The organism is Polynucleobacter sp. MWH-UH19D, assembly GCF_040409795.1.
Lineage (GTDB): Bacteria > Pseudomonadota > Gammaproteobacteria > Burkholderiales > Burkholderiaceae > Polynucleobacter.
The window spans coordinates 78,605-91,658 of sequence record NZ_CP099571.1 but is presented as its reverse complement, the minus strand read 5'-3'; the positions used below and the strand labels follow the sequence as shown (position 1 = coordinate 91,658).

Annotated in this window: 8 protein-coding genes; 4 read left to right on the top strand and 4 right to left on the bottom strand. The window is 45.3% G+C overall.

Annotated elements, in window-relative coordinates; translation table 11 throughout:
• Positions 1-7 precede the first annotated feature (7 nt).
• From NHB34_RS00520 to NHB34_RS00505, 4 genes are all read right to left on the bottom strand, one after another.
• Complete coding sequence (locus tag NHB34_RS00520; protein WP_353427587.1) at positions 8-1,471, bottom strand: glutamate synthase subunit beta; 1,464 nt, start codon at positions 1,469-1,471, stop codon at positions 8-10.
• 46 nt (positions 1,472-1,517) lie between these two features.
• On the bottom strand, positions 1,518-6,263 hold the full coding sequence (locus NHB34_RS00515) for a glutamate synthase-related protein (protein WP_353427585.1): 4,746 nt from the start codon (positions 6,261-6,263) through the stop codon (positions 1,518-1,520).
• 184 nt (positions 6,264-6,447) lie between these two features.
• On the bottom strand, positions 6,448-7,152 hold the full coding sequence (locus tag NHB34_RS00510; protein WP_353427583.1) for a transposase: 705 nt from the start codon (positions 7,150-7,152) through the stop codon (positions 6,448-6,450).
• A gap of 12 nt (positions 7,153-7,164) precedes the next feature.
• On the bottom strand, positions 7,165-9,501 hold the full coding sequence (locus NHB34_RS00505) for a penicillin-binding protein 1A (protein ID WP_353427581.1): 2,337 nt from the start codon (positions 9,499-9,501) through the stop codon (positions 7,165-7,167).
• 120 nt (positions 9,502-9,621) lie between these two features.
• On the opposite strand from NHB34_RS00505, the gene NHB34_RS00500 reads away from it, so the two are divergent.
• The 4 genes from NHB34_RS00500 to aroB are packed head-to-tail and all read left to right on the top strand — an operon-like array spanning position 9,622 to position 13,045.
• Positions 9,622-10,320: a hypothetical protein gene (locus NHB34_RS00500; protein WP_353427579.1), complete on the top strand. Its 699-nt coding sequence runs from the start codon at positions 9,622-9,624 to the stop codon at positions 10,318-10,320.
• Positions 10,317-11,417, top strand: a complete 1,101-nt coding sequence (locus tag NHB34_RS00495; RefSeq protein ID WP_353427577.1) for a secretin and TonB N-terminal domain-containing protein — start codon at positions 10,317-10,319, stop codon at positions 11,415-11,417. Before NHB34_RS00500 ends, NHB34_RS00495 begins: the two co-directional genes overlap by 4 nt.
• Positions 11,418-11,429: 12 nt before the next feature.
• Complete coding sequence (locus NHB34_RS00490) at positions 11,430-11,954, top strand: shikimate kinase (protein ID WP_353427575.1); 525 nt, start codon at positions 11,430-11,432, stop codon at positions 11,952-11,954.
• 8 nt (positions 11,955-11,962) lie between these two features.
• Positions 11,963-13,045, top strand: a complete 1,083-nt coding sequence (gene aroB, locus NHB34_RS00485; protein ID WP_353427573.1) for a 3-dehydroquinate synthase — start codon at positions 11,963-11,965, stop codon at positions 13,043-13,045.
• Positions 13,046-13,054: the final 9 nt, after the last annotated feature.

The window sequence follows — 13,054 nt, the reverse complement described above, 5'->3', positions numbered from 1 at the left end:
CCCCACATTATCGGGGCAAAACGGATGACCCCATTAAATACTGGTCTACTGCCTGGGCACATTGACGACCTTCACGAATAGCCCAAACTACCAAAGATTGACCACGGCGCATGTCACCCGCAGCAAATACCTTAGGAACATTCGTTTGATAGGCGTTTTGACCATCTACAGCTGCTTTTGCATTGCCACGAGCATCTTTTTCGACGCCAAATGCATTTAGCACCTGCTGCACCGGTGAAACAAAACCCATAGCTAAAAGCACTAAATCAGCCTTGATCTCAAATTCAGAATTTGGAACTTCTGACATTTTTCCGTCTTTCCACTCCAAGCGTACGCCAATGAGTTTTTCAACCTTGCCGTTTTTACCTTCAAAACGCTTTGTTCCTACAGACCAATCACGATCACATCCTTCTTCATGAGAAGAAGAAGTGCGTAATTTAGTCGGCCAGTATGGCCAAACCAATGGCTTGTTCTCAACTTCTGGCGGCTGAGGCAACAATTCAAATTGGGTAATTTTTGTTGCGCCATGGCGATTAGATGTACCCACGCAATCAGAACCAGTATCGCCACCACCAATCACCACCACATGCTTATCGGTAGCGCGTATTTCATTTTTAAAGTCGCCTGCATTTTCTTTATTTTGTGGAATCAAAAATTCCAAAGCAAAGTGAACGCCGGAAAGTTCGCGACCCGGTACAGGAAGATCGCGGGGCTGCTCTGCACCACCAGTAATTACTACTGCATCAAAGTCTTTCATGAGCTGCTCAGGTGAAACTGTTTTGGTTGAATAGTTTTTTACTTCTGCACCAATTGCTTCTTTGCCAACAAAAACGCCTGTTTCAAATTTCACACCCTCGGCTTGCATTTGCTCAACACGACGATCAATGAGCCATTTCTCCATCTTGAAGTCAGGAATGCCATAACGCAGTAAACCGCCAACACGATCATTCTTCTCAAATACGGTGACGTCGTGACCAACACGAGCCAATTGCTGTGCGGCCGCCATACCTGCGGGACCACCACCGACAATCGCTACCTTCTTACCTGTCTTCGTTTTTGATGGCTGAGGTTTAACCCAACCACTCTCCCAACCTTTATCAATGATGGCATGCTCGATTGACTTAATGCCTACTGGAGCACGATTGATACCCAAGGTACACGCTGCCTCACAAGGTGCTGGGCAAATGCGTCCAGTAAATTCTGGGAAGTTATTGGTTGACTGCAAAACATCTAATGCATTTTTCCAGTCGCTATGAAAAACTAAATCATTAAAGTCTGGAATGATGTTGTTAACTGGGCAACCATTATTACAAAACGGAATACCGCAATCCATACAACGCGCGCCCTGGACTTTTGCTTCCTCATCAGTCAATGCTGCAACAAACTCTTTGTAATGATGGAGACGTTTAGCAGGCGCTTCGTATGTTTCATCTACGCGCTCAAACTCCATGAATCCAGTGACCTTACCCATATCTAATCCTTAGTATTTTTTCTTAATATCTATTTGGCTATGTTGATTACGCTGCAACCGTTTTCTTTTGTGACTTTTCCCAAAGCTCACCAAGTGCACGCTTGTACTCAGTTGGGAGAACCTTCACAAAACGAGTGCGGGCATTTTCCCAATCGGCTAATACCGCTTTCGCGCGCTCTGAGCCGGTGTAACGGAAATGACGCTCAATCAAACCTTTCAGAATTTGCTCATCGGTTAAACGCTCGCCACCATCTTTCACATCAACAGGAGCATGCCACTCAGATTTAGGCATCTTGGCAACCTGCTCAGCAGTAGGTAGCACTTTTTCCAAAGTAGCCATGCTGGTATTGCAACGTTGGGCAAATAAACCATCTTCGTCATAGACATAAGCAACGCCGCCGCTCATACCTGCTGCAAAGTTACGGCCAGTGGTACCGAGCACCACCACTGTTCCGCCAGTCATGTATTCACAGCCGTGATCACCAGTGCCCTCAACAACTGTGGTTGCACCTGAATTACGCACTGCAAAGCGCTCACCGGCAACACCATTAAAGAAAGCTTCGCCAGCAATCGCACCATAAAGAACGGTATTACCAACAATGATGTTCTTAGAAGTATCGCCACGGAACTCATGCGGAGCACGAACGATAACGCGACCACCTGACAAACCTTTGCCAACATAGTCATTACCATCACCCACTAAATCCAAAGTGATACCGCGAGCTAGGAAGGCCGCAAAGCTTTGACCAGCCGTACCATTTAACTGAATATGAATTGTGTCATCAGGCAAACCAGCGTGGCCATAACGTTGAGCCACCTCACCTGAAAGCATTGCGCCAACAGTACGATTGACGTTCTTCACTGGCACGATAAAAGAAACTTTTTCACCACGCTCGATAGCAGGCTCGCTCTTCTCAATCAAGATATTGTCTAGCGCATTTGCTAAACCATGATCTTGAGTAAGCACCTGATAGCGAGGAACATCGCTTGCTACTTGCGGCTCAGCAAAAATCTTAGTGAAATCTAAGCCATGAACTTTCCAGTTCTCGATACCTTTGCGAGTATCTAGCAAGTCAACACGACCAATGAGGTCATCAAACTTTCTGATACCCAATTGAGCCATGATTTCACGTGCCTCTTCTGCAATAAAGAAGAAGAAATTCACCACATGCTCTGGCTTGCCAGAAAACTTCTTGCGCAATTCTGGATCTTGAGTAGCTACACCAACTGGGCAGGTATTCAAATGACACTTGCGCATCATGATGCAACCTTCCACCACTAATGGGGCGGTTGCAAAACCAAACTCATCCGCACCCAGCAAAGCACCAATGACAACGTCACGACCTGTCTTCATTTGGCCATCAGCCTGCACACGAATACGGCTACGCAAACCATTGAGAACCAAAGTTTGCTGTGTTTCAGCCAAACCAAGCTCCCATGGAGATCCAGCGTGCTTAATAGAGGAGAGTGGAGATGCGCCTGTACCACCATCGTGACCTGCGATCACAACATGGTCTGCTTTTGCTTTTGCAACACCAGCCGCAACAGTACCAACACCCACTTCAGAAACCAACTTCACAGAAACGTCAGATTTTGGATTGACGTTCTTGAGGTCATGAATCAACTGAGCGATATCTTCAATCGAATAAATATCGTGGTGCGGAGGAGGAGAAATCAAGCCTACACCTGGCACTGAGAAACGTAACTTACCAATGTAATCAGAAACCTTGCCACCTGGTAATTGACCGCCTTCACCCGGCTTAGCACCCTGCGCCATCTTGATCTGAATTTGATCAGCAGAACGTAAGTACTCAGTGGTCACACCAAAACGACCAGAAGCAACCTGCTTAATCTTCGAACGCAATGAGTCGCCATCTTGCAATAGGATATTAGCCTCAACTACATCGTCACCCAAAATGCTAGCAAGAGATTCGCCCTTCCTAATTGGAATGCCTTTGAGTTCATTTACGTAACGATTTGGATCTTCGCCGCCCTCACCGGTATTGGACTTGCCGCCAATACGGTTCATAGCAATTGCCAAAGTAGCGTGAGCTTCGGTAGAGATAGAACCCAAGGACATCGCACCCGTTGCAAAACGTTTGACGATTTCTTTTGCTGGCTCAACTTCATCCAATGGAATCGCTTTGCTTGGATCAATCTTGAACTCAAACAAACCGCGCAATGTCATCTGACGCTTTGTTTGGTCATTGATGATGTTGGCGTACTCTTTGTAAGTTTGATAGCCCTTCTCTGCACCAATACGAGTGGAGTGCTGTAACTTCGCAATCGTATCTGGGGTCCACATGTGGTTCTCACCACGAATACGGAAAGCATATTCACCACCTGCATCAAGCATATTGGTCAAGACAGGGTCATTACCAAAAGCGGCACTGTGCATGCGCAGCGCTTCTTCAGCCACCTCAAACACACCAATACCGCCAACGTTAGATGGAGTGCCTTTGAAATACTGATCAATGATGTCGCGATTTAAACCAATTGCTTCAAAAATCTGAGAGCCTGTGTATGACATGTAAGTAGAGATGCCCATTTTGGACATCACTTTTTGCAAGCCCTTACCAACCGCTTTCACAAAATTCTTGACCGCTTTCTCGCCAGATAAATCACCTGATAAGCCTTTAGCCATATCCACCAATGTTTCCATTGCGAGATAAGGATGCACTGCTTCAGCTCCATAACCAGCTAAGAGTGCAAAGTGGTGTGTTTCGCGAGCACTACCCGTTTCAACCACGAGGCCTACACTAGTACGCAATCCTTTTTGCACTAAATGTTGATGAATTGCTGAGGTTGCCAACAGTGCAGGTATAGCAACGTGCTTCTCGTCAACTTGACGATCACTTACGATCAAAATGTTATAGCCAGAACGCACAGCATCAGCAGCCTCTGCACATAAAGAGGCTAAGCTTGCTTCGATGCCTGCTTTACCCCATGCAGCTGGATAGCAAATATCGAGCTCATATGAGCGGAACTTACCATTGGTATAGTGACCAATATGACGAATCTTCGTGATGTCATCAAAATCCAAGATAGGCTGACTAACTTCTAGTCGCATCGGCGGATTGATATTGTTTGTATCCAATAAGTTTGGCTTTGGTCCAATAAAAGAAACCAAAGACATCACCATGTTTTCACGAATCGGATCAATTGGAGGATTCGTTACCTGTGCAAACAACTGCTTGAAGTAGTTGTACAAAGGCTTGTTCTTATTAGATAGAACCGCTAATGGGCTATCGTTACCCATTGAACCAATTGCCTCTTCACCATTCATGGCCATTGGAGCCATGAGGTACTTGATATCTTCTTGTGTGTAACCGAACGCTTGCTGGCGATCGAGCAACTTAGCTGCTGGACGAATCGTGGTTTTTTCATCCACTAAATCGGCTTTGCTAGGATCAACCTCATCCAGCTTTACTCGAACAGCATCAATCCAGCTCTTGTAAGGCTTCGCTTTTGAAACTGCGTTCTTAAGCTCAACGTCATCGATGATGCGCCCTTGTTCCATGTCGATCATGAACATCTTGCCTGGTTGCAAACGCCATTTTTGAACAATCTTGCTTTCTGGAATTGGCAATACACCGGCTTCAGATGCCATGATGACTAAATCATCATCGGTCACATAGTAACGTGCAGGACGTAAACCATTGCGATCAAGAGTAGCGCCAATCTGACGGCCATCAGTAAATGCCATTGCTGCTGGACCATCCCATGGCTCCATCATGGATGCGTGGTATTCATAGAATGCACGACGATTGTCATCCATCAATGTGTGCTGTTCCCATGCCTCAGGAATCATCATCATCATGGCTTGAGCCAATGGATATCCAGACATTACCAATAACTCGAGACAGTTATCAAAACAGGCAGTATCTGATTGGCCTGGATAAATTAGTGGCCATAATTTTTGTAAATCATCGCCAAGCACAGGTGAACTAATAGCGCCCTCTCGCGCATTTACCCAATTAACATTACCTTTAACTGTATTGATCTCACCGTTGTGCGCAATCATGCGATAAGGGTGAGCTAATTCCCAAGCGGGGAATGTATTAGTTGAGAAACGTTGGTGCACCAACGCTAATGCAGAGACTGTGCGCTGATCTTGCAAGTCTTGGTAATAAGCACCAACTTGGTTTGCTAACAGCAAACCTTTATAAACAATGGTTCGCGCAGACATCGATGCCACGAAATATTCTTTGCCATGCTTTAGGTGTAAATCTTGAATCGCATGACTTGCTGTTTTACGTATTACATACAACTTACGCTCAAGCGCATCGGTTGTCATGATGTCGCGACCACGGCCAATAAAAATTTGACGAATAAATGGCTCGGTCATTTGCACTGTTGGAGACATCGGCAACTTGACATCAACCGGCACATCTCTCCAACCTAAAACAACTTGTCCCTCTAGACGAACAGTACGCTCTAACTCTTGCTCACATGCCAAACGTGAAGCATGCTCTTTTGGCAAGAAGATCATGCCAACACCATACTCACCTAATGGTGGCAATGTGACGCCTTGCTTTGCCATCTCTTCGCGATACAAAGTATCTGGAATTTGAATCAAGATACCGGCGCCGTCACCCATTAATGGATCAGCTCCAACCGCTCCCCGGTGATCTAAGTTTTCAAGAATCTTTAAACCCTGAGAAACAATCTCATGGGATTTCTTACCCTTGATGTGGGCGACAAATCCTACGCCACATGCATCATGTTCATTTTGTGGGTCATACATCCCTTGAGCAACTGGACGAATCTGAGTATTTATTTGAGTAGTCATAGTGTTTCCGAGAGGCTCAGCAGGCCTGATTACGTTTGGAGGATCAAATATAGGTGAATACCCATACTCATGCAATAGAAATAAAATGACTCTGTCCCATTTATTTTAATATTTACGGGATCAAATTCTTTAAATTAGGGACAGAGTCAAACTTTAGACCCTATACCAGAACCCACTTTAATCTCTATATTGCTGAATTTAAAGGGATTATTTTCTTTGGGCGCCCTCTATGGCGCATTTGAATCAAATCGGGTGAATCTTTGAATAGTTTCTTGGCAAATGTATCGCTTACCCAGGGCTTGGATCGAATCAAGGATTCTGTGATTTGGCGATCCTCCCAATGTGGGGCACCCTCTTTAACAAAATTGGCCCAATTCATCTGGCGCTCAAAAGGGGTATTTCCCAATCCCCAAAATTGAGGATGGTCTATCAACCATGGCTCTGCATTTCCACCAATATGGGTGGCAAAGCTAGTCCACGGCGAATCTTGTGGGCTGGATTCAAAACCAGCTCTAACGGGATTTAATTCAACATAGCGCTGACAGCGTAAAAAATAATCTGGATCAATCAAGGATGATCGATACCTTCCCTCCCAGATAGTTCCCGAGCGGCGATGTTGTTGATTGAAATATTGCGCGTAGCGTCGTCCCAAAGACTGCATGGTTTTTGCAAGCGAATCCTCATTTTGAGGAGTAAGTAATAAATGCACATGATTTGGCATTAACGCAAATGCATGTACAGAGCAAGAAAATTGTCTTGCTGCATCACGCAACCACTCAAGATAGATGCGTCGATCTTCATCTTTAAAAAAGAGTGTTTCGCGATTATTGCCGCGAACCATTACATGCATTGCTTGGCCAGGTATTACTGTGCGCGCTTGCCGAGCCATCGTGATAACAAATTACTGCAGTTCGCGTGGACCGCCACTAGTTGCAAAGTCTGGAACATACCAATCGCCGTCAAGCTGCGTTACGCCACTCGGTACTTCACGAGAAATTTGCGGAATATCTCTTAATGCAGTTCCCATGTATGAGATCCACATAGGCAATGCCAATCCGCCGCCTGTTTCGCGATCCCCTAAGCTAGCAGGCTTATCAAAACCTATCCAGGCAATAGCAACAACTTTAGGATTGTAGCCAGCAAACCAAGCATCATGAGATTCATTGGTTGTACCAGTTTTGCCAGCAATATCAGTGCGGCCTAATTTGCCACGGGCACTTGCTGCTGTACCCGTTTTGGTTACCTCTTGCAACATACTATCCATCACAAATGCTGTGCGAGCATCTAATACTCGGGGTGCACCATCTCCCACGCTCGCAGGCTTTGCTTCAAACAATACAGTGCCTTTTGCATCTACCATCTTGTCAATCAAAAAAGGATCGACTCGATAACCGCCATTAGCAAATACGCTATAAGCAGAAGCCATTTGCAACGGCGTTACTGAACCTGCACCCAAGGCCATTGTTAAATATGGCGGATGCTTCTCTGGTTCAAAACCAAAACGCTGGATATATTCTTGAGCATATGAAGGGCCAATGGCGCGAATAATCCGCACAGAAACTAAGTTCTTTGATTTCGCTAACGCATTACGTAAACGCATCATGCCGTCGTACTTACCATCATAGTTTTTTGGTTCCCAGGCTTGGCTTCCTGTTTCCAAACTACCAATTGATAGTGGTGCATCATTCACCATGGTGCTAGGGGTGAAGCCTTTTTCAATCGCAGCAGCGTAGATAAACGGCTTGAACGAAGAGCCAGGTTGTCTTAGCGCTTGTGTCACATGGTTAAATTGATTGCGACGGAAATCAAAGCCACCAACCAAGGAAAGTATCGCGCCCGTCTCAGGATTCATAGAGACAAAGGCGGCCTCGACTTGGGGTAATTGCGCTAATTTCCAAACTCCGCCATCAGACAGCAATCTCACCACAGCACCAGGGCGTAAACGCTTTTTCGGTTGAGTGCTATCAGTGATGGATGCGGCTGCTAACTTCATACCATCACCTTTGATGGTGATGGTGTCACCTGTAGCAATCATGACTTGCATCTCTTTAGGCTTGACATCTAAAACAACGCCCGACTGCAAATCGTCTAACTGAGGGTAAGCCAACAGTACCTCATCAATTGCCCGCTGTCGTTTGATTGGATCTTCTGGAATATCTATGAAACCTTCTGGGCCACGATAAGCGTGACGCAGATCATACTCAAAAATTCCGCGGCGCACCGCTTTGTATGCAGCATCTTGATCAGCCTTAAGAATAGTCGTGTAAACATCAATGCCTTGTGAATAGATTGCCTCACCATATTGACTAAATAGCAACTGACGAACCATTTCTGCTGGGAAGTCAGCACGAATGGCAAACTCATTGCCAAGACCACGAATATGCAATTCTTCAGCCATTGCTTTTTGGTAGTCTTCATTACTGATATATCCAAGATCTCGCATACGTTGCAAGATGTATTCTTGACGCACCTTGGCTCGCTTGAAATTGGTTACTGGGTTGTAAGCAGATGGTGCTTTTGGCAAACCTGCCAACATCGCAGATTCAGCGATCGTAATGTCTTTTAAATCTTTGCCAAAATAAATTTGTGCCGCACTCGAAAATCCAAACGCTCGCTGCCCCAAGAAAATCTGGTTCATATAAATTTCCAGAATCTTGTCTTTTGTTAGCTGTGACTCAATTTCCCAAGCCAACAACACCTCGTAAATTTTTCGACTGAAAGTTTTCTCATTACTTAAGAAAAAATTTCGTGCAACTTGCATCGTGATGGTAGAGGCACCTTGCGACAAGTGGCCTCGTAGATTGGTAGCCGCAGCCCTCAAAATACCTACATAATCAACGCCGCCATGAGAGTAAAAACGGTCATCCTCAATTGCCAACACTGCATTACGCATGCTCAGTGGAATCTCATTTAACGGAATAACCTTGCGGCGCTCCTCTCCAAACTCACCAATCAATACCTTATCAGCGGTATATACGCGAAGCGGTGTTTTAGGCTTGTAATCAGTTAAGGCCGAGATTTTTGGCAGATTAGGTTTTGCCACCAAAAAGGCATAGCCCAAAAGAAGTGTTACGACTATAGCTACAGCAACGCCAACAATGAGCAATGCTTTCATGAGTGGACTACCCGACGATTGCCGTTGCGAACCGGCATTTACACCGGGCTGACGGGGACGTCGATTTGGCTGTTGAATTGGGCGTTTGTTAAACGTCGGCTTATCTTTTGGGGGTAGCGCCATAAGGTCAAATTATAGGATGCTTAGCTTAATTCATTAAAAGATTCAAAACCTGAGTTTTCTGACAAAAAAATCCACTAACGCTGATTTTTCTCTCACACAATGTTTCCCAAAATAAGGGGCATGCCGGCTAGAAAAATCTCTTCACAATCTTTTGACGCTATTTTGAGCGAACTCGGCGATGACCCCGCTATTCCAGACCCCCATGGAATTCGCAAATCAAATAGCCCAAACCGCCCTGATTGGGATGGTATGGATCGCCCTCAAAATAGACCCAAAACTCAACTGGGTTTTCAGGATCAAATTCCGATACCAGAAGGCCTGAAAAAACTCATGCCAGCCCTAGCGGCTGGCGGGATTCTGATAGCGTCTGGAATTTGGCTATTTGTTACCTTAAGCCCAATAGAGTCTGATGGGGATATCCACCCTGAAGCGGTTCTGCAAGATATTTCTGCGCTCAAAAAGGAGTTGGCCACATTACGGGAGGAGATTCTTGAATCTGAAGATCTCATATATGAAACAATAGATGAATTAGAAGTAAGTATTCACTCATTAAAGAAAAATAAGGTTCAGACCCACCCCAAAGGCAAGCCATCACCCCTTCCATTCGAAGCCGAGATAAGCCGCTGGCGCTATTTAGGAGTCAGCCAAGCAGGTAGCACTTATCGGGCTTTTTTTCATAACAGCAAGTCAACATTAATGGTGGAGATGGGGGGACTTTTACTGGGTGACTGGAGACTTAGCAATGCCAATAAAGAGGTTGCCACGATCACTCACCCACAAGGCAAATCTTTCATCCTCAAGGCGGCAATTTCAGAATGATCCTGAAATCCAAAATCGCCAATCTCTGGATAGCCCTCTTGGTGGTATTCCCAATCACCCCGACTACTGGGTCGACCCAAGCAAACCCAAATTTGCAGACCCCAATTAGCCTGCAGTTTACCGACATCGAATTAACAGAACTTTTGCAAATCCTGGCAAAACTGGGAAATACCAATTTTTTACTAAGCGAATCCATCAAAGGAAGAATCACGGTGGATCTTCAAAATACGCCTTGGCATACCGCCCTTCACTCTATTTTGGCTAGCCGTGGTTTGCGCATCATTCGTAATGGTGACATTTATTGGATCGGGCCCCATGCGGAAATTCAGGCGTTCCAAAAATTTCGCCGTGAAGATGCGGCACTTCCTTTTGGCGGCGACCATATCAACAGCCCCAGGCAGATTCTCATTGAAGCTCGCATCGTGGAGGCAGATGAACGCTTTGCTCGAGAGCTTGGAGCAAAGCTAAATCACCAAGCAAGCCCCATCCATGGCAATCCAGAAAATAAAATAAATAGCAATTTCGATTTATCTGGTTCTGGGCTAAATGGTTTTAATCCGGCAGCAGTAGCAGCTACACTAGTCTCTAAAAACGCCAGCCGTCTTTTACAAGTCGAACTATCGGCACTTGAGTCTGAAGGCCAAGGCAAAATTCTGTCCAACCCCCGCATCATGACTGGGGATCAGGTAAAGGCAACTATCGAGCAAGGAACCGAGTTACCCTATCAAACCACCTCACAAAATGGCAGCAAATTGCAATTTCGCAAAGCTAACCTTCGCTTAGAAGTTTTACCCAAGATTCATCCAGACGGAAAAATCTCTATGCTGGTGGGCATCAATAAAGACACCGTTGGCATGAAAACAGAACAAGGTTATGCCATTGATACGAAAAGCCTCAGCTCGGAAGTAACGGTGGAAAATGGGGGAACGGCAATTATCGGCGGCATCTTCCAAACCACCGAGAGGGAAGACGAGGTTAAAGTTCCAATACTGGGAGACATCCCCCTTCTTGGCTATTTATTTCGCCATAAATCAAAATTACAAGACAAAACAGAACTCTTAGTTTTCCTAACCCCCACCGTCCTTGATAAACCCTAATAAAATCAAGGAGTGAACTCTAGGACAAACAATATCTTTCTCATCGGCCTCATGGGTGCCGGAAAGTCGACCGTTGGTAAAGTCCTTGCAAAGAAATTAGGCCGCCGCTTTTTAGATGCGGATCACGTTATTGAAGAACGTTGTGGCGTCAAAATTCCTGTGATATTTGAAATGGAAGGCGAAGATGGTTTTCGGAAACGAGAAGCTCAAGCCATTCAAGAAATCACAAACGAAAAGAATATTGTTTTAGCTACTGGAGGTGGCGCAGTACTGCTTCCCGAAAATCGCAAAGCACTGAGTGAACAAGGTACTGTTATTTATCTACACGCAAATCCAATTGAACTATGGCATCGCACCAAAGGCAGTGAAGGACGTCCTTTATTGCGTAATGGTGACGCTAAAAAAATTCTAGAAAATCTTTATGCAATTCGCGATCCTTTGTATCGAGAAATTGCAGATCATGTTATTGAAACTGGCAAGCCCAGCGTCAACCAACTAGTTAATACTCTCATCATGCAGCTTGAACTTTCCGCTTGAACACCATCATGAAAACACTTGAAGTAGATCTTGGCAATCGTAGCTACCCTATCTATATAGGTGCCGATCTCATTGATCGACCCGAACTATTTAAGGCCTGTGAAAAATCTAGCTCTATTTACATTGTTACCAATACTACGGTCGCTCCTTTTTATGCAGAGCGTCTTACCAAAACTTTAGGAACCTTTGGTAAGACAATAAGAACTATTGTTTTGCCTGATGGTGAGTCTTATAAAGACTGGAAAAATCTGCAACTCATTTTTGATGACCTCCTAAAATTTGGTGCTGACAGACAAACCATGCTGGTCGCCCTAGGTGGCGGCGTCATCGGCGACATGACTGGTTTTGCAGCCGCTAGTTTCATGCGAGGCGTGCGCTTTATTCAAGTGCCAACCACTTTATTAGCTCAAGTAGATTCTTCTGTAGGCGGAAAAACAGGCATCAATCACCCGCTGGGTAAAAATATGATCGGCGCCTTTCATCAGCCAGTCGCGGTGATAGCCGACTTAAATACCCTGAAGACTCTGCCAGCTAGGGAACTTTCGGCGGGACTCGCTGAAGTCGTTAAGCATGGCGCAATTGCCGATGCCCAATTTTTAGATTGGATTGAGGCAAATGCAAAGCCACTACTTGCATGCGATACCGATGCAATGAGCCATGCCGTTCTACGTTCTTGTGAAATTAAATCTGCAGTCGTTTCTGCCGATGAAAGAGAAGGCGGTATTCGTGCAACTTTAAATTTTGGCCATACATTTGGTCATGCGATTGAAGCAGGCATGGGCTATGGTGAATGGCTTCATGGTGAAGCAGTGGGTTGCGGCATGGTGCTAGGTGCTGATTTATCTTGCCGGCTGAACTACATCACCAGAGCAGAGGCTGATCGATTAAAAAAGATTATTCAGTCTATGAATCTTCCAATCGCCCCTCCAAAATTTGGTGGGAAGCGCTATCTTGAACTCATGCAAGTAGACAAGAAAACTGAAAGCGGTCAAATCCGCTATATCGTTTTAGAAAAAATTGGCAAAGCCCAAATTCAGGGGGTACCTGATACTCAGGTTCTTGAAACCTTGAAAGCTACCGGAGCCGCTTAAACCCCTAGA